Raw genomic sequence first — 24,146 nt, forward strand, 5'->3', positions numbered from 1 at the left:
CTTTTCGCCCTTTTAGTCAAAAGTTTATAAAGTCTATAAAGTCTATAAAGTTCATAAGGTTTATGGACCCTAGCGGGCGCTTTGTCCACGGCAGCATGGCTGCCGGTAAACCTTGTCCGAAGGACGCCCGTTACTTTATGAACTTTATAAACTTTAGGAGCTGAAAGCTCAACTTTATGAACCGGGCAAAAAGCGTTTTGATGCGTTTGCCGTGGTATTTTTGTCGGGTTTGTTCCGGTTCTTTGAATAAATCTGTTATTTTTGTCAGAAAAAGAATTGAATGATGGAACAAGAGCGTTTTGGCAGTTTCTCTTTGGAGAAATTGTTCGCGATGAATGATTTGAGTCAAGTGGGAGCCGTGTATAACCGGGAGTGTTTTATTATTTCCTGCGACCCGGGGAAGGAAATCGAGCTGTTCAAATACCCGTGTAAAATCAATGCCTTTATTCTGGTCATTTGTTCGGAGGGGGAAATATCATTGACGTGTAATTTGAATTCCTGCGAGATCAAAAAGAATACCTTGTTCTTCTGTCATTCCGGCGCTATCATTCAATTGAAATCATATACAGCCTGCCAGTTGCAAGTTATTATTCTCGAGGAGGAGTTCTTGAAAAACCTGAACATCGACGTGAAACGGATTCTTCCATACTACCCGTACATGCAGGAAATGGTTTTAATAGATCTACCTCAAGACGAAAGTACGTTTATAAAAGATTTGCTGGATAAGGCTGCCTTGGAGATCGTTCATTCATCCGCCAAGCCTTATTATCACGATATGGTGAAGGCACTTATTCATTCGCTCGCCTATAAAATATTGAATATCTTTATAGATTTTTTCTTGGCTCAATTGTCCGCCAACCGGATGAGTCTGAATCACGGGGAGGAATATTTCAAGATGTTTATCTCTTTGCTTATGCAGCATTACAAGTCCGAGCGTTCCGTCGGTTTCTACGCCTCCAAATTGAACTTGACCCCCAAGTACTTGACGACGTTGATCAAGAAAGTCAGCGGTCGTTCGGCTGCTGACTGGATTGACGAGTACGTGGTGTTGGAGGCTAAGGCTTTGCTTAAATATTCGGATATGAGCGTCCAACAGATCGCTTATTACTTGAACTTTTCGGATCAATCGTTTTTCGGGAAGTATTTTAAAAAGCAGGCGGGAGTGTCGCCGACCGTGTATAAAATGCAGAAATAATATTTATTTAGCGATATTCTCCTTATCTTTGCAGCAAAATTACAGAATATGATAAAGTTAGGAGAATATAATATATTGCGAGTCGTGAAGACGGTTGATTTCGGGGTGTATCTGGATGGTGGAGATTACTGGGGCGAGATTTTATTACCGAAAGAAACAGCCCCCGCCGAGTGCAAGGAGGGGGACGAGTTGAAGGTATTTATTTACTTTGATTCGGAAGATCGGGTGATTGCCACGATGACGGAGCCTAAAGCCGTCGTGGGGGATTTTGCCTTGATGAAAGTCGTGGGGACCAGCCGTGTGGGTGCTTTTCTCGACTGGGGATTACGCAAGGATTTATTGGTGCCGTTCCGTGAACAACGGGAAGAAATGCAAATGGGAAGAGAGTATCTGGTCTACGTGTACGTGGATAAGACGACGGATCGTATCGTGGCTTCGACACGATTGAACCGGTTTCTGGATAAAACTCCGGCAGATTATAAACCCGGCGAGGAAGTGCAGTTGATCATTGCCCGCCGAACGGATTTAGGATATAACGTGATCGTGAACGGAAGCCATGAAGCTGTTATTTACCGGAACGAGATATTCCAACCCTTGTCTATCGGACAACACGTGACGGGATATATCAAGCAAGTTCGGGAAGACGGTAAGATCGACTGTATATTGCAGAAAAATGACGGGCACGAGCAGGTCGATCGTTTGTCAGCGATAATCTTGAAGAAACTGGAAGAGAATGGCGGAGTACTTCAAGTGTCCGATAAAAGCGATCCGGCGGAGATTTATCAACTTTTCGGTTGTAGCAAGAAAAATTACAAGAAAGCCGTCGGGGGATTGTTCAAGCAACATAAAGTGATGATCGGGGAGAAGGAACTGAAACTAAAATAATTTATGAATTACGATTTATGATTTACGATTAAAAGTGTTTTTTGTGGAATCTAAAATCATGTTTAAGGTTCGGGCGTATATTACAAGTTTTCGGTTGAGAACATTGCCGCTATCCTTGTCCGGCGTGCTGTTGGGATCGTTGTTGGCGGCGAGTGACGGGTACTTTAAGACAAGTACTTTCGCGTGGGTGATGTTGACTGCTACCGCTTTGCAAATACTGTCAAATTTAGCAAATGAAGTCGGGGACTTGAGCAAGGGGACGGATAACGAGCATCGTCTGGGGCCTATCCGAAGTGCGCAAAGCGGAGCTTTAAGCGGGAGAGAGATGATTCGGGCAATGATTGTTGTCGGGGGAATAGCCGTGATTACCGGGAGTTTATTGATTCACGAGGCATTTCGGGATTTACTGAATTGGAAGAGTATCAGTTTGTTTGTCGCCGGAGGTGCTTCTATCGTGGCGGCAATTAAATATACCGTTGGAGATAACGCGTACGGTTACAGGGGACTAGGTGATCTTTTCGTGTTTATCTTTTTCGGGTTGGTCAGCGTGATGGGAAGTTATTTTGCCATGGCGGGAGTCTTACCATGGATATACGTGTTTCCCGCTTCGGCTATCGGTTTACTATCTGCCGGAGTGTTGAATATGAATAATATCCGGGATATCGAGAATGATTCAGCTTGTGGAAAACGTACTTTACCCGTGATACTTGGAGTGAAAAGAGCTAAAATGTATCACTACGTCTTGATTCTTGCAGCTGTAGCCTGTCTGTTTATTTACACGTTCCTGCATCCTGCCGGGTGGACGGCATACCTTTTTGTTATAGCCTTGCCCTTGTTAGGTATTCATTTGAAAAATGTGTACAGGGGGGAGGGGCGTGAGTTGGATTCACAGTTGAAATTTCTTTCTATTACCACTTTATTACTTACCTTGTTATTGGGATTCGGACAGATTATTGGCAAATAATAAAGAAAAAAGCTAACCAATTCGGTTAGCTTTTTTCTTAGAACGGCAGATCGTCCGCTTCCGGCATGGGAGGGATGTCCTCTACCCGGTATTCGGGAACCGGAGCTCCTGCTGCTGCTTGTTCCTGTATTTTTTCTATTCTCCAACCTTCGAGGTTTGTGAAATAGGAAACTTGTCCGTTGTTTTCCCATTTTCTACCGCGCAGGTTGAAATACACTTTAATATTTTCTTCCAACTGGATGTTTTCCAGTAAATCGCATCTGTCTTGGATTAGTTGAACTTTCACGAAGTCGTTCCATTGCGGATTTTTCTCGTTTTCAACTTCTATCACGAATTCTCTCTTCTGGAAACGATCGCTGATCTTTTGGGTGGCTTCTTTGTAAATTAGTTTACCGGTAACTTCGTAATTCATTTTTATTTTGATTAAGAACAAGCCCAAGAAACCTTGGGCTTGTTAGCTGTTTATATATCAAATAGATAAATTATTTTTGTGCGTTCGGGTCTACGATCTCAAGTAGTTCAACCTCGAAAATCAACGTTTCATTCGGTCCGATACCGCTTCTGGTGCCTTGAGGTCCGTAAGCCAAGTTTGACGGGATGTAAAGTGTCCATTTTGATCCCACGGGCATCAATTGTAATGCTTCCGTCCAACCTTTGATCACGCGGTTCAAGGGGAATTCAGCGGGTTCGCCTCTGTCATACGAGGAATCGAATTGGGTTCCGTCAAGTAAGGTTCCTTTATAATGTACTTTCACCACGCTGGTATCAGCAGGCATGGGTCCTGTACCTTCTTTCTCGATCTTGTATTGCAAACCGCTTTCGGTAGTTTTTACACCACTTTTTTTAGCGTTTTCTTCCAAGAATTTTTCTCCCTCTTTCAATGTTTTTTCCGCTTTAGCCATCATCGCTTTTTGAGCGTATTTATTCAAGAACATGCGGATTTCCATGTCATTGGGAATATCTTTCTTTTGAAGAGCGGCATTCATCCCGGCAATAACGGCATTCATATCCAAATCTTCCATACCGCTTTGTGTCATATTTTTCCCGTAGAAGCATCCCATGTAGAAACTAGCCGTGTCTTTTTCGGTTTTCATGGAAACACTGGTTTGGGTATTGGAATTGCAGCAGCTGGATAAGCCTAAAGTGGCTATTGCCAAAGTAAAAAATAAATTTTTTGCGTTCATAGTTTTTCGTGAATTAAATTATACTATATCTAATAATTCTATATCAAAAATCAACGTTTCGTTCGGTCCGATAGCCTGTCCGGCTCCATGAGCACCGTAAGCCAAATCGGAGGGAATGAATAATTGCCATTTTGAACCCACGGGCATCAGTTGCAATGCCTCTACCCAACCGGGAATCACCCCGTTCACGGGAAATTCGGCAGGCTCTCCGCGGCGATATGAAGAGTCGAACACGGCACCGTTAATCAGGCGTCCCTCGTAATGACATTTCACGGTATCGCTTGCTTTCGGGGTAGCTCCTTTACCCTCGGAGATTACCTTGTATTGTAACCCGCTAGGCAGGGTGATTACACCACTTTGTCCTTTATTGTCGTTCAAGAATTTTTCTCCGGCTTCTTTAGCGGCTTTACCTCTGTCGTCTTGTAACTTGGTAAAGAATTCTTGTAAGATGTTATTTGCTTCTTCCGGTTTGATTTCCGGCATTTGACCGGCGTAAACTGTTTTCAGCGCGTCGAGAAGGGCTTCCGGATTGATGGTGTTGACTCCTGATGAAAGGAGGTTGCTAGCGAAACTTAGTCCTAAACAGTAACTCACTTTGTCTAACTCTTCAGTATATTTCATTGAAAGGTTTAATTAATAAATAAATATTTTGTTCATTAAGATGCAAATGTAAGAACATTGAGCGAAATCTCAAATCATACCGTCATTTAATTTTATTTGCCTGTCCGACATGGTCGCGAGTTCCGTGTCATGCGTGACGATGACGAAGGTTTGCCCGAGTTCTTCACGCAGGGTAAAAAAGAGTTGGTGCAACTCGCTTTTCGTGCGGGTATCGAGATTACCCGAGGGTTCGTCGGCAAGTATCACGCGGGGATGGTTGACGAGGGCACGTGCCACGGACACCCGTTGTTGTTCCCCGCCGGACAGTTGATTGGGCTTGTGTGCCGTACGGTCACCCAGTCCAAGCATTTTCAGTAATTCCAGTGCTTGTTTCTCGGCTTCCTTTTTGCCTGTTCCCTTTATCCATGCCGGGATACATACATTTTCAAGAGCGGTGAATTCCGGTAATAAATGGTGAAATTGGAACACGAACCCGATGTTACTGTTGCGGAACACGGATAGTTTGTTCGGGGCGAGGCGAGCCACGTTGACGGAATCGTAAAGGATTTCTCCCTCGTCCGGGCTGTCAAGTGTACCTAGAATATGCAACAATGTACTTTTACCGGCACCGCTTGCCCCGACAATCGTGACAATCTCTTTTTCTTTTATCGAGAGATTGATACCTTTCAGTACTTTTAGTTCCCCGTAACTTTTGACTATATTTTTAATCTCTATCATGTTTCCATTTTAATTTTTGATTTATGATTTCAGATTACATGATTCCTTCCCGCCAATCAACGTTTTTTTAATCGCGAATCGTGAATCGTAAGTCATAAATTTTGCGGGTAAAGATAGTGATTAAAATAAAGTGTGCGTATATTAGCCGTCTAAAATAAATGACGTATGGAGTATTACATGGATCCGATAGCTTTCGTGACCCGGAAGAGTGGTTTCGAGAGTAGATTTGTAAGAAATTTGTTAGGATTATTGGACGAAGGAGCCACGATTCCTTTTATATCCCGGTACCGGAAAGAGATGACCGGAAGTATGGATGAGGTACAGGTCGGACAGGTGCGGGAGATGTACGAGCAGTTCAAAGAACTGGAAAAACGGAAGAAAACGGTACTGGAGAGTATCGAACAACAAGATAAATTAATCCCGGAACTGAAAGGGCAAATCGAGAATTGTACTGAACTTCGGGTATTGGAAGATATTTATTTGCCTTATAAGCCGAAAAAGCAGACCCGCGCGTCGAAGGCGAAAGCGAAGGGCTTGGAGCCGTTGGCGGATATTTTGACACGTCAGGAACACGGGGACGTGTGGACAAAAGCAGCCCGTTTCGTGAAAGGCGACGTGGCGAGCGAGGAGGATGCTTTACAAGGGGCAAGAGATATTATTGCCGAACGGGTGAGCGAGAACGAGCGTGCCCGTAACACGATTCGCCGTTTTTTTGACCGGGTTGCGGTCGTGGAAGCGAAAGTGGTGAAGGGCAAAGAGGTGGAGGGCGAGAAGTTTGCCGATTATTTTGATTATTCCGAACCGTTGCGGCGTGTACCCTCGCATCGTATGCTGGCAATACGCCGGGGTGAGGCGGAAGGAGTGTTAAAGGTAAGCGTCGGGATTCCGGAAGACGAGGCCTTGGAGTCGTTGGAGCGGATTTTCGTGAAAGCCCGTAATGATAGTGCCGGACAAGTGGCTATGGCAGTGAAAGACGGTTACAAGCGTTTATTGCTGTCGGCGATAGAAACGGAATATTTGCAGTCGGGTAAACAAAAGGCGGACGAGGAGGCTATAAAAGTGTTTGCCGAGAATCTGCGGCAATTGCTTTTAGCTCCGCCGTTGGGCAACAAACGGGTGTTGGGTATTGATCCCGGGTTCCGCACGGGATGCAAGGTGGTCTGTTTGGATGAAACAGGTAATCTGGTGCATAACGAAACGATATTCCCGCATCCGCCCCAGAACGAGGTGAAACAAGCCGCCAACAAGATCTCGAATCTGGTGAATTCTTACCGGATAGAGGCTATCGCGATCGGGAACGGAACGGCGGGACGGGAAACGGAGCGTTTCATACAAAATCTGCGTTATGATCGGGAGATACAAGTCTTCGTGGTCAGCGAGAGCGGGGCGTCTATTTATTCCGCCTCGAAGATTGCCCGGGATGAATTTCCGCAATATGACGTGACGGTACGGGGTGCCGTGTCTATCGGGCGTCGGTTAATGGACCCGCTTGCCGAGTTGGTAAAGATCGACCCCAAGTCTATCGGGGTGGGACAATACCAGCATGATGTCGATCAGACGAAATTGAAGGGGAGTCTTGACCGGGTGGTGGAGTCCTGCGTGAACCGTGTCGGGGTAAATGTCAATACGGCAAGCAAATATTTGTTGACGTACGTTTCGGGCTTGGGACCGACGTTGGCCGAAAACGTGGTTGCTTATATCAAGGAAAACGGTGCGTTCAAGAGTCGTAACGAGTTGAAGAAGGTGAAGCGAATGGGGGAGAAGGCTTTCGAGCAATGTGCCGGGTTCTTGCGGATAGAGGGAGCGGCGAACCCGTTGGATAACTCGTCCGTGCATCCGGAGTCCTATGCCGTGGTGGAACGTATGGCGAAAGATTTAGGGTTACCGTTGACCTCGTTGATCGGTAACGAGGAGGCTTGCAATAAAATAGACTTGTCCCGTTACGTGGACGACAGGATCGGGTTGCCTACCTTGAAGGATATCATAGATGAATTGAAAAAGCCGGGGCGTGACCCTCGTTCCGTGGCGAAAGTATTCAGCTTTGCCGAGAATATTCACACGATTGATGATTTGGAATTGGGAATGGTGGTTCCGGGTATCGTGACCAACCTGACGAATTTCGGGGCATTCGTGGATATAGGCGTGAAGCAGGACGGGTTGGTGCATATCTCGGAGATCGCGGATAAATATATTTCTAACCCGGCGGATGTGCTCTCGTTGAATCAGCACGTGACGGTGAAAATTACGCAAGTGGATAAAGCCCGGAAACGGATAGGTTTGTCAATGAAGCAATGCCCGCGTGATTAACCGTGCTGCACGGGGATGAGCAAGGGAATATCATCCCCTGTGCTAACTTTAAACTATGTTATGGGGTGAAAATACATTATCTTTTACCCGCCGAATCACCTGGGTAAAGGGTTGTTGACATGTACCCGGGGTACTTAATTCCTGTTAAAACGTGGGCTAAGTGTGGGCGAACAGTAGGCGAATATCAGGCGATGCCGCCTAAAACCCGCCTAAAACTCACTCAAAGCTCGTGTATGGGGGTAGATTTGGGGTACCGAACTTTTTTCTTTTCCTTTCGTTTCAATGCTATATAGATTTAAGATAAAGCATTATGGAAAAGAATGAAAATAAGAAAGGTGCTTCCGGGAAAGAAGAGGTAGATGTAAAAAGACATTTGACCCCGGAGGATGATGAGAAATTACAGGAAGCGTATGTCGACGCTTTGGGTGAGATATTGGAAAACGATGATGACGACGCACGGGATAATCTGGCAAATTACATGGACGAAATCCAGGAGGAATCCGAAGCGTTGGGAACGGAGCCGGAGGATGATTTGGAGAAGAAAAAGAAATAAGAATTACGGGTGTTATACTCTCGGTAATGATCGGGAGGATGCTTTTTTTTAAGTTTCCCTTCAAAAAGATAGAATTATGTATTATTTTTGTACGGACTGATTCGGAATAAGTTGTTGGTATGTGTAATGTTGACGGTGAATTTATTCGGCAAATTAATGTGAAGCAAGTTTCGGCTTACCGGGAGTTGTTTAAACGATTCTACAGCTACATGGTGTTGTACGCGATGCGTCGAGTACAACAGAGGGAGGTTGCTGAAGATATCGTGCAGGAGGTTTTTATCGCTATATGGGAGGGGAGTAAGGTGTTTAATTCCTATCGTGGATTTCGGGCGTATTTGTATGATTTAGTAAATAACAAGTGTTTGGATTATTTGAAACACAAAGCAGTGGAGGAGCGGTATGTTGTTTACATGATGGAGAATCAACAAGAGGGGGAAGATGGTGAGTTTGGCTTGATGAGGGAGGAAATTTACCGGGAGTTGTATATTGCTGTTAGTGAGTTGCCTGAACGTTGTCGGGAGGTGTTCGAGTTGCATTTAAAAGGCAAAAAGAATGACGAGATTGCTGAGTTGTTGTCATTGTCTGTTCAAACCGTGAAAGCGCATAAAAGAAATGCGGTATGTTTTTTGAAGGAGCGTTTAGGGAATGTGTTTTTCTGGGTTCTGTTATTTAAGTTGATTTAATTTTTTTGTTTTTTTTCTTGCTTGAAATCAATTGGTTGATGTTTTTCCGGTAAAAAAGTGATTTTTCTTTTACCTCTTTTGGGTACTCTTGTCGTATAGGGAGTAAAAAAAAGATGTATAATGAATGTGTATAATGAAAATATTGTTCGATTGATCCGTCTTTACTTGGCAGGTTCGATTTCGGATGAGGAGAAGGCCGTGTTGGAATCGTGGGTGGAGGAACGGGAAGAAAATCGGTGTTTTTTCAAGGAGATGTTGCGGGATAATCGTTTTGCTTCGGAATTTCCGGAATTTCGTGATATTGATATGGAAAAAGGGTGGAGTTGTTTCTTGAATCGGACTCAAGCGAGAAAACCTAAGTTGTTTACACGTGTATTGAAGTACGTGGCGGCGGTAGTTATACCGGTTGCGATCGGTTTGGCGGTTTGGCTGGCGGGTAAAGATGTTACTTTGGATCCACAGCAGATTGGCGGGGTGATTTATCCCGGGATGAATAAGGCGACGTTGATTCTTTCCGATGGAGTGAAAGTGTCTTTGGGCAAGCTCGAAGAAAGTGAGATAAGGTTGGAAGAGGGGAGAAGGGTACGCAGGACGGATGGTGGTTTGGTGTACGAGGACGGCGGGAACGGGAAAAAAATTGAGTTGAAGTATAATACCTTGCAAATTCCCAAGGGCGGGGAGTTTCATTTAACTTTATCCGACGGGACCCGGGTTACGTTAAATTCAGCCACGGATTTGAGATACCCGGTGATATTTGACGAGAATGAACGTCGGGTTTTTCTTTCCGGGGAGGCTTATTTTGAGGTGGCAACGGATTCTACCCGCCCGTTTTACGTGATGACGGACGAGGTGCAGGTGCAAGTGTACGGGACTTCGTTTAACGTGAATACACGGCGACCGGAAGGGATTCAAACGGTTTTGGAAAGTGGAAAAGTCGGGATAAAGGCTATCCGTTCCGGGAATGAATGTGTTTTGAAGCCGGGAGAGCTTGCTTGTTTTGATCCGAAAGACGGTTCGATGGCGATTCGACAGGTGGATCCCCGGCAGTATTTGGCTTGGGTGAAAGGTGTTTTTGCTTTCGAGGATGAAACTTTGGAGAATATCATGACTACTCTTTCTTTGTGGTATGACGTGGAAGTATTCTATCAGACGGAATCCGTGAAGCAATTGCATTTTTCCGGGTATTTGGGAAGGTATAAAGAGATACAAAATATTTTTGATGTTATAACCGAGGCTACTGGTGTGTTGTTCTCGGTGAAGGGGCGTACAATAGTGATTTCACGATAATAGAAAACGGAAGGCGTTGGAAGCACCTCCCGTGTGTTTTAATCATCATTGAGCTTTATTGGCGTGAAGCTTATTGATAATTGTTAATTATTCAACTACAAATGTATGCAAAAAAATGGAAATTGTCCGCCATTCTTACGGGGATGTGGACACAAATTTTGGAAAATTATGAGAGTGTTTCTCGTTTTAATGATTGGATTTACATTTTCTCTTTCGGCAAGTAGTTTTGCCCAACAGGAGAGAGTGAGTTTGGACATGAAAAATGTAACGGTGAAAATGTTGTTTGATGAGATTCAACGACAGACGGATTTACATTTTCTCTTTAACACGGAGCAGACAAACCAATTGGGGAAGTTATCAATCAAGGTGGAGAGTGAAACCGTGGAGAATGTGTTGAAGCGAATTTTTGAAGGGACGGATTTGGTCTACAATTTCAGGGGGAATATTATCGTGGTGAAGCGTGAGGTGAAAGTCGCGGATGATGAACAAAAGAAAAGTATCCGTATCGTGGGTAGGGTAACGGACGAGAAGAAACTTCCTCTTCCGGGTGTGACGGTGCTGGTGAAGGGTTTGACGCTCGGAACGGTGACGAACGTGGAGGGACGGTATGTCTTGAATTTGCCGGCGATGGAAAAGTTTACCTTGTTGTTTTCTTTCGTGGGAATGGAGAATCGTGAAGTCGCTTACACGGGTAAGGATACGATTAACGTGGTGATGAAGGAATCGGAGGTAACCTTGGATGAGGTGGTTGTCGTGAGTACGGGGTATCAGACGATTGACAAGCGGAAACTGACAAGTGCCGTGACTTCGATCAAGGCGGAGGATATTATCGTGCCGGGATTGAATAGTATCGACCAGATGTTGGAAGGGCATGTGCCGGGAATGATTTTTATGCAGAATTCGGGACAAGTGGGTGCTGTTCCACGTTTGAGAATCCGGGGGACTTCTACTATTTTAGGGAATCAGGAACCTGTTTGGGTGGTAGACGGAATTATTCAACAGGATCCGGTGGATATTGATCCCTCGCAGCTTAATGATTTGGATTTCGTGAATTTGTTGGGTAATGCGATTTCCGGATTGAACCCGGAGGATATTGAGCAGATAGATGTTTTGAAAGATGCTTCGGCTACCGCTATTTACGGTGCTCGTGCGGCAAACGGTGTTATCGTGATCACGACTAAAAAGGGTAAGGAGGGTCCCCCGACGATTAATTATTCGGTAGCGGGAACTTTTACGCGTCGTCCGCATTACGGGGATAAAAGTGTGAATATGATGAATTCGAAGGAGAGAATCGCTTTGTCGAGGGAATTGGTAGAGAAAGGAATTGTATATAACACGGTTGACTCGTGGGTCGGATACGAGGGGGCTTTACGTGATTATTGGAATGACAAGATTGATTTCAATCAGTTCCAAAAAGAGGTAGGCAGATACGAGTCGATGAACACGGATTGGTTGGATTTGCTGTTGCAGAATTCTTGGTCTCATAGGCATACTTTGGGTATTTCCGGGGGATCGTCTTCGTTAAAATATTACGCTTCTTTGGGATATAATGATAGCCAAGGAACGACGAAAGGGGAAGGAATGAAGAATTACACGACAAGTGTGAATCTGACGGCTAATTTGAATAACGTGACTTTGCGTTTTGGTATGAATGGAAATGTGTCCGATCGCTCTTATACTCCTTCCGAGGTAAATGTGTTGGGATATGCATATAACACGAGCCGGGCTCTTCCCGCTTTTAATGAAGATGGAAGTTTGTGGTTTTATAAACGTAGAGGTTATTCTAATGATTGGTGTCCATATAGTATTATTAATGAGATGAATAATAGCTCTTATGATGTGGATTCCAAGAGTATGAGTGTGAACGCTACTGTTGATTGGCGTATGATTGAGCCTTTGAAATTAGGTTTGACATTCTCGTATTCCACTTCTTCGACGGATGTGGATACTTGGTATGGTCAGGAGTCTTTTTACGTGAGAAAGTTAAGACAGACGGATAGTTTACTTAAAGATCCCGATAAAGACGAGGATCAGGTGAACGAGTGTCCGGTGGGAGGAGAGTTGAAGAAAGAAAATTCCGACAGTGAGTCTTGGACTTTGCGTGCCCAGTTGGATTTCAATAAGTATTTGGATACAGAGAGGAATCATCAGATTGTGGCTACAGTCGGTGCGGAGGCTTCTTCCAGTCATTACACGAGTGCGCGTAAAACGTATAGGGGATATACTCCGGAGCGAGGTCTGTTGGTAGCGGAGATAGATTTGGCTTATTATCAAGCGTTCCGTAGATGGAGTCAAACGAGTGAGGCTAGAGGTGTGTTTTCTGATTCCAAAACGAATTTGGTTTCCGGTTACGCATCATTGTCATACGATTACAAAGGGCTGTATATGTTTAACGCGAATATGCGTTTTGATACGTCTAATAAATTCGGTACGAAGGCGAATGATAAAATTACTCCTATATGGTCTGTATCCGGACGTTGGAATATTAAGAATGATTTGTTCGAGGATGTAAATTGGTTGGGAAGTTTATCTTTACGTGCTTCTTTTGGTTATCAAGGAAATATGTTAGAGTCCGAAAGTTCGAAGTTGGTTATACGCAAGGGAGATATGAATTCTACTTTGGGTGAATACGCTTCTTTTGTTGAGACGTTCCCGAATCCCTCGTTGAAATGGGAAAAAACGGCTTCTACCAATGTGCAGTTGGATTTTGATTTATTTAAAGGAAGATTATCTGCCAGTGTAAGTTATTATTATAAGAAGACGAATGACACATTCTTGACGAAAACAATTTCACGTGTTAACGGGCGAGAAGATTACGTGCTGAACAAGGGAACCTTGGAAAATAAGGGATTCGAGTTCTCGTTGAGAGTTATTCCCGTGAACACGCTTTCCGCGGAGAATCCTAATGGTTTCCGGTGGATTTTTGATCCTCAGTTGGGGCAGGTATTGAATCAGTTGACGAAAGGACGGAAGGTGAAAGATAAATCCATGCATGACCGGTATACTTATGAAGATTACTTGAACGGTAGTGCCCAAATCGTGGGACGTCCCTTGAATACTTTCTATTCGTACAAGTTTAAAGGGTTGGATCCGACTGACGGGTGTCCGATGTTTTATGATGTAGACCAGTATGATTATGACGAGGAGGGAAATGTTGTGTTGGATAGGGGGGCTTTGTACGATGCAATGGATCGTGATGATGTGTTTACCACCGTGTTAGAACATTCCGGTACTCGTGTGCCCGTTATTCAGGGTGGATTGACCAATAGTTTTACTTATCGTCGATTTACTTTATCGTTTAATCTGGCTTATAGTTTGGGTTCTAAAGTTCGTTTGTTAAAGATGTACCCGGATTTGGAAACTACTTACGGAACGATAGCTCCCCAGCCAACAGCGAACGCGAGGAAAGAGTTTATAAATCGTTGGAGATATCCCGGTGATGAACGCAAAACGACGATTCCGGGTATCGTTTCCGGTGCAAGGTTTGGACAGACGATGGGAATGTGGTGCGTGGAAAAACCTTATAATTTCGGGAAGAACCTGTGGAATATGTGGGATAATTCCAATATTCGGGTGGTTAGCGGTGATTATCTCAAGTTGCAATCTTTGTCATTACGTTATAATGTACCGGAGGCTTTCGCGAGGAAAATGTATATGAAGTCGGCGTATATCGGTTTCTCTTGCACGAACTTATTTATGATTTGTGACAAGAAGTTAAAGGGACAGGATCCAGCTGTTCAATCGGGTTCTGCCCCGTCGATTAATATGTCGCTTTGTCCGACTTTTTCAATGAATTTAAATGTAACGTTTTAAATTGTAGCGTATGAAAAAGATAATAAATATATTTGGTATTCTGTGGAGTGTACTGTTAGTGGCTTGTGGGGATTTTTTAGAAGAGTATCCTAGAGATTTGCAATATGTAAATTCAATTTCGGATTTAAGCGAGTTGCTGGTAGGAGATGGTTACATGATCTCTCGAGAAACAGGTCAATACGAAGATGAAGGTGAAACAACGATAGCTTCGTGGATTCACTTGATGGATGATGATGTGCAGTTATCATCTAGACCAAGTTATTTGGGAAGTATGGGGAATGCGCTTTATCTGGGGTATTACGAGTGGTTGAAGTTACCGAGTACGAGTGAAAATGGAACTGTTGAGAATGACGAAGTGTGGAGTGGGTTGTACGAGCATATAGCTTCTTTGAACGTGATATTGGATGAGGTGGAAGCCTTTCAGGATGCCGGTGCGGACTACCATCGGGTTAAGGGGGAAGCCTTGTTTTTGAGAGCTACTTACTATTTCTGGTTGGTGAATTTGTATGCCAAACCTTATGTGGCGGGGAGTGCCGCCACGGATTTGGGTGTTCCTATTAAAGTGAGCGCAGAGGTGGAAGACAAAGATTTTGTCCGTGATCCGGTGGCAGAGGTTTATGGTTTGATGGTGGAGGATTTATCAGAGGCTATCTCGAATTTAAAAGGTGTCGTGCAACCTTCGGTTTATCGGGCTAATGAATCGGCGGCTAGAGCTTTGTTGAGCAGGGTGTATCTTTACATGGGAGAATGGGAAAAGTGTGATAAACAATGCGATACCATTATGCAGGCAGCTTATCGTTTACAGGACTTGAATGTATTGGCATCGGGTTCCAGCATGCTTTCTTCCAAATCTCCGGAGACGATTTTTTCCATGGGAGAATATCGTTTAAATGCTATGGTGGGATGGAATTCGAAGCCGACGTATGCGATGTCTGCCGATTTGGAAGATGCTTTTTCTAATCAAGCAAATGATTTGCGTTATCAATTTGGGATTGAGATTAATTCCTACGGGAATTACCCTTTGAAATTTAAAAAATGGTCGGATGGAGGAGTGTCTGATTGTAACTTGGTGCGGTACGCGGAGGTTTGTTTGAATAAGGCTGAGGCGTTAGCGATGTTGGATGATGATAAGGGTGCGAGAGAGGTTATGCATTCTTTTCTAGCAACTCGTTATCGCACTGGTGGTGTGCCGGATATTGCAACAAAAACGGGGAAAGATTTGGTGAATTTCATCCGGAATGAGCGTCGTTTGGAATTGTGTTTCGAGGGACATCGTTGGTTCGATTTGCGTCGTTATTCAGTGAGTCCCAAATACCCGGAAACAAAGCCGATAAGACATGAGGTACGCGTTAAGGATTCTGGTATAGCGTATGGATATTATGAACTGGAAGCCTATCCTAACGGTGGGTGGGTTTTGCCAATCCCTACGTATGAATTACAGTTTACGGATGGTAATATGGTAAATAATGAAAGACCTGCTCCCGTGTATGTGGAATATGAATAGTAATCGAAAAAGTGATTGATGATGAAAAATTTAATTGGAATATTATTGTTGTCATTGTTTGCTTTGGCAAGTTGTCATGATGATGAAAATAGTACGTTATCTCCGTCAAACGTGGATGTGGATTGGTACGTGATAAAGGATAATCCCAATGATGAATTGGATCATTTGATTTATGAAATTTATAGTAAATACCAAATGCCTGTTTATTATAATGACACGATCGGAAAGGAGTATAGAGGCTTGGATGCGAACGGGGATTCGATTATTTATTATAAGACCATGATGTTAGGTTACTCTATAGAGGAAGATGTGACCAGTTTGAAATACACTCTTTCGAAACAGCGTCAAGATATACTGGAGGGTGTGAAGTTTTTGGAAGAGTATGTTATTCCTTTCCAGCAAGCAGGTATGAAACCTAGATGCTTTTTGCTTGTGGAAGACATGATACTTAGTGATGAGCCGGTAGATCTTTATTATGGAATGTCGGGAGCGGCAATCTCTCGTATCGCGGAATTAAAGGATATGACACGGGAAGATAAAGAAGCTTTTGGTTTGAGAGTTCGGGGGTCTGAATGGGCGCATGCTTTAGTGAATAGTTATCCGGAGCAGTTGGAAGATTTTTATAGGCTTTCGGATAATTTTAATTTGAATGGAGAGTTAAAAGCTATGCACCGTCAAGATATTCGAAATTCTTTATGGGGTGCGACATTTGCTTGGAAATCTAAAGAAGAATATGGTTTTTTAAGTTCTACTCCTTCTTCATATTGGGGGGAAGCTTATGTCTGCCCGACAGAATCTGCGGATGTACTTGATTTTGTTATGGAGGTGTTGAAAGATGATGAGGTAAACTTTCAAAAGACTCATGCCGAGCATTCAATCATATTGAGTAAATATGAGTATATGAAAAAGTTGGTCGCTTCGGTTAAAGAGGATTTGGCTGCGAGAAAGTGAATAAAAAAATGAAAGTACTTGTTTTATTCGTGTTATTGACCGGAATGATGGGGTGTTCCTCTCAAGAAGGAAAATCGTTCCGGTTAAAAGTAAATGTTACTGACGTGGATACGGGACAGGTTACTCTGGCTGTTACCGGGGAGAACTCGAGAGTGCTGTATTCGGGAAAATTGGTAGACGGGCAATATGCTTTTGAAGGGATTCTTCAGGAGCCCGGGTTATATCGTTTGAAAATCAACGAACGGCAAGCAGATCTGTTTTTAGATGGGAATGAGATGAGTATAACCGTTTCTTCGCAGCAGGGAATTCGTGGTGATAGTTTAAGAGGCTCGAGAGCCAACGAGGTAAGAAAAGCGTGTTTGGCGACATTTAATGACCTTTACGATAAGGTGGTAGAAGAGAATGCCTCCGGGTTAAGTATTTTTCAGGCTTCCACGAGGAACGATCAGGTGTTGCTCGATAGTTTGATGTCTGAGAGGTTGTGGTTTGATGATTTACGTTTTTCTATTGCTCGTGATTTGGTGAAAAAGTATTCCGATAACGTGTATGCCGCTTATTTAGCCAGCGAAGAAATGAAGTCGCATTACGAGTGGGGAAAAGAGATGTATGATTTGCTGTCGCCGGAAATACAGCAGTTGAGTATCGGGAAAACTTTAAAAGACAAGTTGGAAAGAGTTTCCGTGAGTGCTATCGGTCAAGATTTCCCGGATTATCTTTTGGAGAATGAAGCGGGTGATACAATTCGACTGGATTCTTTGAAAGGATACATTACGGTTATTGATTGTTGGGCATCGTGGTGTGGACCTTGCCGGAGTGAGATGAAAAGTTTGCGGCGATTGTATAAAGATTTCGCTCATATGGGGTTGCGTGTCGTGAGTATTTCCATGGATGATTCCAGAGAGAAATGGTTGAAAGCCTGTCAGGAAGAACAGCTCCCGTGGAAGAGTTACCGGAATCCGCGTGGCTATAAAAAAGATGGTATCCGTACAGATTTGGGAATTGAGGGGATACCTTATTTAGTGGTTCTGGACAGAGAGGGTAAGTTTGCGGCTAAAGAATTGCATCGAAACGTGTTGCGTAAGAAAGTGCAAGAGTTGTTGAATGCTGAATCTGAATAGAAGCGATGATTGTTTATAGCGTCTTGAAATATGGAAGTTTGTATTTTATGTAATCATAATGTTTAATTTTAAATTATTAAAAATGAGAAAATTGTCTTCATTTTTATTGTTGTTGGCTTTGCTTGTGCTTGCAACCGGAGAGAGTTATGCAGGGGAATTGTTCAAAAAGAAGAAGAAAAAAGCGTCAACCGAAGAGGTGAAAGAGCCTGTTAAGAGGAAAAGTAAGTACGAAAAGTTGATGGAAAGTCCGGGAATCGTTACCGCGAAAGGTGATTTCTTGACCATTCATAAAATAGATCAGAAGATTTATTTGGAATACCCGTTGAAGTACATGGGGCGTGATATATTAGTAGGAGGAACATTGTCTGCCACCTCTGAACCATTGTTGCTTAACGTGGGGTATAAATACAATGAGCCTGTTCTTTATCGCGTGGTGAAGAAAGATTCGTCTATCGTGTTCAACAAGCCTAATTTGGCTGCCACGATGGGAGAGGATAAAGAGTGGGTGAAGAAAGCCATGGAGAAAAGTTATATCGATATTCCGGCAAAATCGTTCTCCGTTCACTCGTATAATGCGGATAGTTCTGCCGTGGTGATTGAAGTGACTTCATTTATAAAAGATAGTAAGGAGCTTGCCCCGAAAGTTAGTGGCGGATTGCTCACTTCTTCTCCGGTTTCAAGTAAATTTACTTTTGAAGGCGTGAAAGCGTTTGAAGATAACGCATCGTTGGAAGTGGCTCAACCCGTGGAGGCTCAATATATGACGTTGTTCGGGGCTATACCTTTAGGACAAGTGTCGACTCGTTCCGTGATTACTTTTCTTTTGTTGCCGGATTCTAAAATGAGACCTCGTGTACAGGATTCCCGAGTCGGAATTTTTTACTCGTTGAACTCGGCGAGTGCGAGAATGCAGTTCCCTATCCGGAAGATATCCCAAGAAAAGGACGGTTTCGATACTTATGTTTTGGCTAATCGTTGGAGGGTAGAACCGAAAGACATGGAAGCGTGGAAGCGCGGAGAGCTTGTAGAACCCGTGAAACCGATCGTGTGGTACGTGGATGACGCATTCCCGGACGAGTGGAGAGGTCCGATTAAAGCGGCTGTTTTGAATTGGAATAAAGCTTTCGAGAAGATCGGCTTCAAGAACGTGATGGTGGCAAAGGATTTCCCGAAGGATGACCCGAATTTTGATCCCGATAACTTGAAATATTCTTGTATCCGTTATTGCCCCAACGCGGAGGCAAATGCCATGGGACCCTCTTGGGTGGACCCGACTACCGGGGAGATTATTAACGCTTCGGTGATTGTTTACAATAATGTTGTTCAGTTGATTAATAACTGGCGTTTCGTTCAGACGGCGCAAGTAGATCCTCGTGTGCGTGCCGTTAAGATGCCGAAAGATGTTTTTGATGAATCGCTCACGTATGTTATCACGCATGAGATAGGTCATACCTTGGGTATGTTGCATAACATGTCTGCTTCGGCTTCCGTTCCGGTGGATTCGTTGCGTTCCGCCTCTTTCACTCAAAAATACGGGACAACTCCTTCTATCATGGACTACGCTCGTTTCAATTATGTAGCGCAACCGGGAGATAAAGGGGTGAAATTGACACCTCCCGATCTTGGCGTGTATGATTATTACGTGATTAAATGGTTGTATTCTCCTGTGCCGGAAGCCAAGGATATGTGGGAGGAATCTAAAATCGCCGAGAAATGGATTGATGAGAAAGCCGGAGACCCTTGCTATCGTTACGGGCGTCAACAATTGGTTTTCCGTATAGACCCGAGCGCGTTGGAGGAAGATTTAGGTGATGATCCCGTAAAGGCAGGAACCTACGGGATAAAGAACTTGAAGTATATCTTGAACCACTTGAACGAGTGGATTTCAGATGACCCGGATTTCTCTCACCGGATGCAACTTTATTCTGGAATTCAAGAGCAATACACGCGTTACTTGTTGAACGCGTTGTATCAGGTTGGAGGTGTTTACTTGTCGCAAGTGAAAGACGGAACAGCCGGTGAAGCCGTGAAATCGGTAGCACGTGCGAAACAAAAAGAAGCGTTGGCATGGGTGTTGAAAGAGTTGAGAAATAGCTCGTGGATCGATCGTCCGGAATTGATTAATAAAACAAAGTTAGCCGTGTACCCGTCTGCAAAGATCATTGCTGCCGTGAGCAAGGTGATTGAAAGCAAAAGGGCGATGGTTCTTCTCTCTTCTCATGTTTCACAAGATAAGAATCTTTACACGATTGGCGATTATTACGATGATTTGTATGCCGGTGTTTTCGCTCCGACTATACAAGGAAAGAAATTGAATCAAGAGGAAAAATTGTTGCAGAAGAATATTTTTAATAGAATGGGTGTTACCTGCACTGACTATATTAAGAATACGCGGGCAATTAAAAGTTTAAATCCTTCTTTAGAGGAGATTATGGCATACAATTTATTCTCCAAAAGTTTCATGGATGAGATGTATCGTCATTTACAGGAAATGGAACAAGAGAGTGGAGTGGGAACTGTAGCTAGGAAATTGTTACCTGTTCAGTTCGGGCAGGCTGCCAGTCCTTTCCAGGAAGAGGTGGAAATAGGTATGATTGATGAAACTTTCGGTTACAATCAAGCGATGTTGAAGCGGGTAGTTACTTTATTGAAGAGTAAAGTGGGGGCTGCTAATCGCGATGATAGAGTACACTATGAAAGTTTGATATCTATGGCGGAGGCTGTTAAGCAAGTTAGTAAATAGTTTTAATCATGGAAACAAAAAGGCTGTTCAAAATAAAATGAACAGCCTTTTTTAGCTATTGGGAAAACATTTACGATTCAATTTCGCTCAATTCCAGCCAGCGCATTTCTTTTTCGTCAAGAATATCAATAATTTCGGCGATGCGTTGGGAGGATTTGACCAGTTCATCCGCACCTAGCGTACCGGAATTTAAAGCATCTTCCAGTTTGGATTTCTCGGCGTTCAGGTTTTCCATATCGGTTTCCAGTTGTTGCATTTCTTGCCTTTCCTTGAAGGTCAGTTTACGTACTTTTTCTTTCTCCCGGACGGGCTTGGGGGCGGCGGGGATTTTCTTTTCGGCTTGTTTGCGAAGGAGTTCTTCTTTTTTGTTTTTATATTGGGTATAATTCCCGGGGAAGTCTTTCACGACACCGTCACCCTCGAAAGCGAATACTCGGTCAACCACTTTGTCGGTAAAGAATCGGTCGTGCGACACGATGATCAGGCAGCCTTGGAATGATTGCAAATATTCTTCCAACACGTTCAAGGTCATGATGTCGAGGTCGTTGGTAGGCTCGTCCAGAATCAAGAAGTTCGGGTTACTCATAAGCACGGTCAAAAGGTATAACCGCCTGCGTTCACCCCCGCTGAGCTTGGCAACGAGTGAATATTGCAGTTTGTCCGGGAATAGGAAATATTCGAGGAATTGGGAGGCTGACATGATGCGTCCGTTGCCGAGGTCAATTTTCTCGGATATGTTTTTGACGATGTCAATAGGGCGATCGTCTTCTTTGAAGGTAATACCCGCTTGTTTGTAATACCCGTAGACCACGGTTTCCCCGATCTCGATGGTTCCGCTGTCCGGTTCTATCTGGCGGGTTATGATGTCGAGGAACGTGGATTTCCCGACGCCGTTTCTACCGATAATACCGATTTTTTCGCCCCGCACGAATTTGTACGTGAAATCTTTCAGTACGCTCAGGTTCCCGTAGCTTTTATTGACGTGTTCCAGTTCCAGAATTTTCTTGCCTAGCCGTTGCCCCTTGATGTCCAGTTCCAATTGTTGTTCGGAGATGTTCTGCGAGGCGACTTCTTTGATTTTATAGAAATTGTCGATTCTGTATTTTGCCTTGTGGCTTCTTGCTTGCGGCATACGGCGCATCCATTCCTGTTCGGTGCGCAGAAGGTTCTTGGCTTTGTCGATTGATGCATTGCGGGCTTCAATGCGTTCTTCTCTTTTTTCGAGGTAGTACGAGTAGTTGCCGTCATACGAGAAGATACCGAAATCATCAATCTCGACAATTTTGTCACACACTCTATCCAGAAAATAACGGTCGTGCGTTACCATGAGAAGGGTGGCTTTGGTCTTATCCAGATAGTCTTCCAACCATTCAGTCATCTCCACGTCCAGATGGTTGGTAGGCTCGTCCAGAATCAAGAAGTCCGGGTTGCTTATCAGTACTTTTGCCAGACCGACTCTTTTCTTTTGTCCGCCGGAAAGTTCCTTGATGCGTTGGGTGTATTTGTCAACTTTTAATTCCGATAATATTTGTTTGATCTGGGAGTCATAATCCCATGCCTGTAAAGCATCCATTTGTGGAATTAATTCTTCCAGTGTTGACGTGTCGTTATCTTTTACAGCTTGTTCGTATGCTTTGATCAGTTTTAGCGTGGGATTTTCCGTGTTGAAAACTTCCTCGAAAACATAATTCTCGGGATTTAATTCGGGATCTTGCTCCAAGAATCCGAGTGAAACATCATTTCTAAAAATAACCGTACCCGTGTCCGGGGTTTCCTGACCGAAGATGATGCGTAACAAGGTGGATTTACCCATACCGTTTTTAGCGATTAGGGCAACTTTTTGATTTTGGGCAATACTAAACGTTATATTTTCAAATAATAGATGTTCTCCGAAACGTTTACTCAGACTATCAACTTGTAAAAAACTAACCATGAATTAATTTTAGATTTAATGATTTTAGATTTAAGATTGAAAATGAGATTGTCATTTGTATTCCCCTAGGAGAAAGGCTTTGCGCTTGGGGTCTTCAAAGCGTTCGATGGCGTAGCGCAACATGGTGCGGGGCATCCTCTTGTAGCGGGGGATAAGGTAATCCGTCAATAGTTGTTCGTTTTCCTTGCCTGTTTCCCGTAATATCCACCCGACCGCCTTGTGAATGAGATCGTGAGAATGGTGTTGGAGAATGTCGGCGATAGCCAGTGCGTCTTTGAATTCACCGTGTTTCACGAAGTGCATGCATGATATCATGGCAATGCGTTGTTTCCAGAGGTGGTCGGTGTGCGCCCAATCGTACAGGAGCTGTTTGTCTTTGTTGTGCAGCCAGTGTCCCAATATTTTGTAACAACTCAAATCAACGAGGTCCCAGTTGTTGATGGCATCGATTTGGCTTAAATAGAAGTCGACGCACGCTTTTCTGGATGCATCGTCTTTATGTTTCGCGTAATAATAAGTCAATATCAGGAGAGCTGCCAAACGATACTCGTGCACGGGGGAGGCCAGTAGTTCCCGGAGTGTATCGTGATCGGTATCCATGTATTTTTTCGCCACGATGCGGACGTTGGGCACAACAACCCCGATAAATTGATCGCCTTCCCCGTATTGCCCTTTTCCCGTTTTGAAGAAACGAGGCAGGAAAGCTGCTTTCTCTTTATCCCGGTATTTATTTATTTCATTTATAATTTCTTCCGTGGTATTTCTCATTTTCCCTCTTCGTCTTTAATTCTCGGGGTAAAGGTAATTAATGTTAGTAAAAAAGCGCCCGTTGTTATTAAAAAAATGACGAAAAAAGGGGTGTGTATTCTTTTTAATTGTATTTTTACCACATAATCGTAAAAAGTGAATTTTATGTCCAAAATAATAGCTATCGCGAATCAAAAAGGAGGGGTGGGAAAGACAACGACGTCTGTGAATCTGGCAGCTAGTTTGGCTGTCTTGGAGCAGAAAGTTTTGTTGGTAGATGCAGACCCTCAAGGAAACGCGACAACGGGTGTTGGGTATGATTTGAAAGAACTGAAGGCGACCATTTACGAGTGTCTGGTTGACGGGTTGGACCCGAAGGAAGCCGTTCTAAAAACAGATATCGAGAATTTATTTTTATTACCGTCAAATATTGATTTGGTCGGAGCCGAGTTGGAGATGCTGAATTTTGACGAGAAAGAGAGCGTTATGGCGAAGATGCTTGCCGGGATAAAAGAGCAGTATGATTATATATTAATAGACTGTTCTCCTTCCTTGGGGTTGTTGACTGTCAATTCTTTAGCGGCGGCTAATTCCGTGATGATTCCGGTGCAATGTCAATATTTCGCGTTGGAAGGGTTGGGTAAATTGTTGAACACGATCAAGATTATCCAGAAACGTTTGAACACGGCTTTGGAAATCGAGGGATTCGTGCTGACCATGTATGACGGTCGCGTGCGCTTGTCCAATCAAGTGGTGGCAGAGGTAAGAAAGCATTTTGAAGATATGGTGTTCGAGACCTTGATTCAACAGAACGTGAAGCTTGCCGAGGCCCCGAGTTACGGGCAGCCTGTTATTCTGTACGATGCAGAATGCCGCGGGTCGGTAAATTACCTGAGTTTGGCAAACGAGTTACTGGAAAAGAATAAAAAAAACTAAGAGAT

At 43.8% G+C, this 24,146-nt stretch carries 19 protein-coding genes; 13 read left to right on the forward strand and 6 right to left on the reverse strand.

The features are described 5' to 3' along the window. Window positions 1-280: 280 nt before the first annotated feature. The 3 genes from CS948_RS11555 to menA are packed head-to-tail and all read left to right on the forward strand — an operon-like array spanning window position 281 to window position 3,044. On the forward strand, window positions 281-1,195 hold the full coding sequence (locus CS948_RS11555; protein ID WP_099291899.1) for an AraC family transcriptional regulator: 915 nt from the start codon (window positions 281-283) through the stop codon (window positions 1,193-1,195). Window positions 1,196-1,243: 48 nt separating this feature from the next. After that, entirely contained in the window at window positions 1,244-2,080 is an 837-nt protein-coding gene (locus CS948_RS11560) for a S1 RNA-binding domain-containing protein (protein ID WP_099291900.1), read from the forward strand. Between the two features lie 43 nt (window positions 2,081-2,123). Then, window positions 2,124-3,044, forward strand: a complete 921-nt coding sequence (menA, locus tag CS948_RS11565) for a 1,4-dihydroxy-2-naphthoate octaprenyltransferase (protein WP_227217722.1) — start codon at window positions 2,124-2,126, stop codon at window positions 3,042-3,044. Window positions 3,045-3,081: 37 nt separating this feature from the next. Here the strand turns inward: menA and CS948_RS11570 are convergent, their stop codons facing one another. From CS948_RS11570 to CS948_RS11585, 4 genes are all read right to left on the reverse strand, one after another. Next, window positions 3,082-3,456 carry a DUF3127 domain-containing protein gene (locus CS948_RS11570; RefSeq protein ID WP_099291902.1) on the reverse strand — a complete coding sequence of 125 codons (375 nt, stop codon included), beginning with the start codon at window positions 3,454-3,456 and terminating at the stop codon, window positions 3,082-3,084. A gap of 70 nt (window positions 3,457-3,526) precedes the next feature. Next, on the reverse strand, window positions 3,527-4,228 hold the full coding sequence (locus CS948_RS11575; RefSeq protein WP_099291903.1) for an FKBP-type peptidyl-prolyl cis-trans isomerase: 702 nt from the start codon (window positions 4,226-4,228) through the stop codon (window positions 3,527-3,529). An 18-nt stretch (window positions 4,229-4,246) separates the two neighbouring features. Beyond that, window positions 4,247-4,849 carry an FKBP-type peptidyl-prolyl cis-trans isomerase gene (locus tag CS948_RS11580; protein WP_099291904.1) on the reverse strand — a complete coding sequence of 201 codons (603 nt, stop codon included), beginning with the start codon at window positions 4,847-4,849 and terminating at the stop codon, window positions 4,247-4,249. Between the two features lie 69 nt (window positions 4,850-4,918). Continuing rightward, a complete protein-coding gene (locus CS948_RS11585) occupies window positions 4,919-5,566 on the reverse strand; it encodes an ABC transporter ATP-binding protein (RefSeq protein ID WP_099291905.1) in 648 nt (215 codons plus the stop codon). Window positions 5,567-5,731: 165 nt separating this feature from the next. Between CS948_RS11585 and CS948_RS11590 the strand changes: the two genes are divergently transcribed. The 9 genes from CS948_RS11590 to CS948_RS11630 all read left to right on the forward strand — a co-directional run bounded on the left by CS948_RS11590 (window position 5,732) and on the right by CS948_RS11630 (window position 20,525). Continuing rightward, window positions 5,732-7,873 (forward strand): Tex family protein, encoded by a 2,142-nt coding sequence (locus CS948_RS11590; RefSeq protein ID WP_099291906.1) that lies wholly within the window; start codon window positions 5,732-5,734, stop codon window positions 7,871-7,873. Window positions 7,874-8,183: 310 nt separating this feature from the next. Then, window positions 8,184-8,426 carry a hypothetical protein gene (locus tag CS948_RS11595; RefSeq protein ID WP_099291907.1) on the forward strand — a complete coding sequence of 81 codons (243 nt, stop codon included), beginning with the start codon at window positions 8,184-8,186 and terminating at the stop codon, window positions 8,424-8,426. A gap of 119 nt (window positions 8,427-8,545) precedes the next feature. After that, window positions 8,546-9,109: an RNA polymerase sigma-70 factor gene (locus CS948_RS11600; RefSeq protein ID WP_099291908.1), complete on the forward strand. Its 564-nt coding sequence runs from the start codon at window positions 8,546-8,548 to the stop codon at window positions 9,107-9,109. A gap of 120 nt (window positions 9,110-9,229) precedes the next feature. Further along, a complete protein-coding gene (locus CS948_RS11605; protein WP_099291909.1) occupies window positions 9,230-10,396 on the forward strand; it encodes a FecR family protein in 1,167 nt (388 codons plus the stop codon). Window positions 10,397-10,564: 168 nt separating this feature from the next. Beyond that, the gene (locus tag CS948_RS11610; RefSeq protein ID WP_255301983.1) at window positions 10,565-14,209 is read left to right on the forward strand and encodes a SusC/RagA family TonB-linked outer membrane protein; all 3,645 of its coding nucleotides are present in this window, start codon (window positions 10,565-10,567) and stop codon (window positions 14,207-14,209) included. Window positions 14,210-14,219: 10 nt separating this feature from the next. Next, window positions 14,220-15,713: a RagB/SusD family nutrient uptake outer membrane protein gene (locus tag CS948_RS11615; protein ID WP_099291911.1), complete on the forward strand. Its 1,494-nt coding sequence runs from the start codon at window positions 14,220-14,222 to the stop codon at window positions 15,711-15,713. 21 nt (window positions 15,714-15,734) lie between these two features. Further along, entirely contained in the window at window positions 15,735-16,664 is a 930-nt protein-coding gene (locus tag CS948_RS11620) for a hypothetical protein (protein WP_141560939.1), read from the forward strand. 8 nt (window positions 16,665-16,672) lie between these two features. Continuing rightward, window positions 16,673-17,782, forward strand: a complete 1,110-nt coding sequence (locus CS948_RS11625; RefSeq protein ID WP_099291913.1) for a TlpA disulfide reductase family protein — start codon at window positions 16,673-16,675, stop codon at window positions 17,780-17,782. Window positions 17,783-17,864: 82 nt separating this feature from the next. Further along, a complete protein-coding gene (locus CS948_RS11630) occupies window positions 17,865-20,525 on the forward strand; it encodes a zinc-dependent metalloprotease (RefSeq protein WP_255301984.1) in 2,661 nt (886 codons plus the stop codon). 70 nt (window positions 20,526-20,595) lie between these two features. Here CS948_RS11630 and CS948_RS11635 read toward each other — a convergent pair whose 3' ends face one another. Then, window positions 20,596-22,458, reverse strand: coding sequence for an ABC-F family ATP-binding cassette domain-containing protein (locus CS948_RS11635; RefSeq protein ID WP_099291915.1), 1,863 nt, complete (start codon window positions 22,456-22,458; stop codon window positions 20,596-20,598). Between the two features lie 51 nt (window positions 22,459-22,509). Continuing rightward, entirely contained in the window at window positions 22,510-23,226 is a 717-nt protein-coding gene (locus tag CS948_RS11640) for a DNA alkylation repair protein (RefSeq protein WP_099291916.1), read from the reverse strand. Between the two features lie 144 nt (window positions 23,227-23,370). On the opposite strand from CS948_RS11640, the gene CS948_RS11645 reads away from it, so the two are divergent. Next, window positions 23,371-24,141 carry a ParA family protein gene (locus tag CS948_RS11645; protein WP_099291917.1) on the forward strand — a complete coding sequence of 257 codons (771 nt, stop codon included), beginning with the start codon at window positions 23,371-23,373 and terminating at the stop codon, window positions 24,139-24,141. The last annotated feature ends 5 nt before the right edge of the window (window positions 24,142-24,146 follow it).

The sequence above is a fragment of the Butyricimonas sp. Marseille-P3923 genome (assembly GCF_900184685.1).
Classification (GTDB): domain Bacteria; phylum Bacteroidota; class Bacteroidia; order Bacteroidales; family Marinifilaceae; genus Butyricimonas; species Butyricimonas muris.

Coding starts and splice junctions, on each gene's coding strand:
- CS948_RS11575 (WP_099291903.1), bottom strand. CDS start 4,228: ATGAACGCAAAAAATTTATTTTTTACTTTGGCAATAGCCACTTTAGGC.
- CS948_RS11635 (WP_099291915.1), bottom strand. CDS start 22,458: ATGGTTAGTTTTTTACAAGTTGATAGTCTGAGTAAACGTTTCGGAGAA.
- CS948_RS11595 (WP_099291907.1), top strand. CDS start 8,184: ATGGAAAAGAATGAAAATAAGAAAGGTGCTTCCGGGAAAGAAGAGGTA.
- CS948_RS11630 (WP_255301984.1), top strand. CDS start 17,865: ATGAGAAAATTGTCTTCATTTTTATTGTTGTTGGCTTTGCTTGTGCTT.
- CS948_RS11570 (WP_099291902.1), bottom strand. CDS start 3,456: ATGAATTACGAAGTTACCGGTAAACTAATTTACAAAGAAGCCACCCAA.
- CS948_RS11585 (WP_099291905.1), bottom strand. CDS start 5,566: ATGATAGAGATTAAAAATATAGTCAAAAGTTACGGGGAACTAAAAGTA.
- CS948_RS11600 (WP_099291908.1), top strand. CDS start 8,546: ATGTGTAATGTTGACGGTGAATTTATTCGGCAAATTAATGTGAAGCAA.
- CS948_RS11555 (WP_099291899.1), top strand. CDS start 281: ATGATGGAACAAGAGCGTTTTGGCAGTTTCTCTTTGGAGAAATTGTTC.
- CS948_RS11620 (WP_141560939.1), top strand. CDS start 15,735: ATGAAAAATTTAATTGGAATATTATTGTTGTCATTGTTTGCTTTGGCA.
- CS948_RS11640 (WP_099291916.1), bottom strand. CDS start 23,226: ATGAGAAATACCACGGAAGAAATTATAAATGAAATAAATAAATACCGG.
- CS948_RS11625 (WP_099291913.1), top strand. CDS start 16,673: ATGAAAGTACTTGTTTTATTCGTGTTATTGACCGGAATGATGGGGTGT.
- CS948_RS11615 (WP_099291911.1), top strand. CDS start 14,220: ATGAAAAAGATAATAAATATATTTGGTATTCTGTGGAGTGTACTGTTA.
- CS948_RS11610 (WP_255301983.1), top strand. CDS start 10,565: ATGAGAGTGTTTCTCGTTTTAATGATTGGATTTACATTTTCTCTTTCG.
- CS948_RS11605 (WP_099291909.1), top strand. CDS start 9,230: ATGAATGTGTATAATGAAAATATTGTTCGATTGATCCGTCTTTACTTG.
- CS948_RS11645 (WP_099291917.1), top strand. CDS start 23,371: ATGTCCAAAATAATAGCTATCGCGAATCAAAAAGGAGGGGTGGGAAAG.
- CS948_RS11580 (WP_099291904.1), bottom strand. CDS start 4,849: ATGAAATATACTGAAGAGTTAGACAAAGTGAGTTACTGTTTAGGACTA.
- CS948_RS11560 (WP_099291900.1), top strand. CDS start 1,244: ATGATAAAGTTAGGAGAATATAATATATTGCGAGTCGTGAAGACGGTT.
- CS948_RS11590 (WP_099291906.1), top strand. CDS start 5,732: ATGGAGTATTACATGGATCCGATAGCTTTCGTGACCCGGAAGAGTGGT.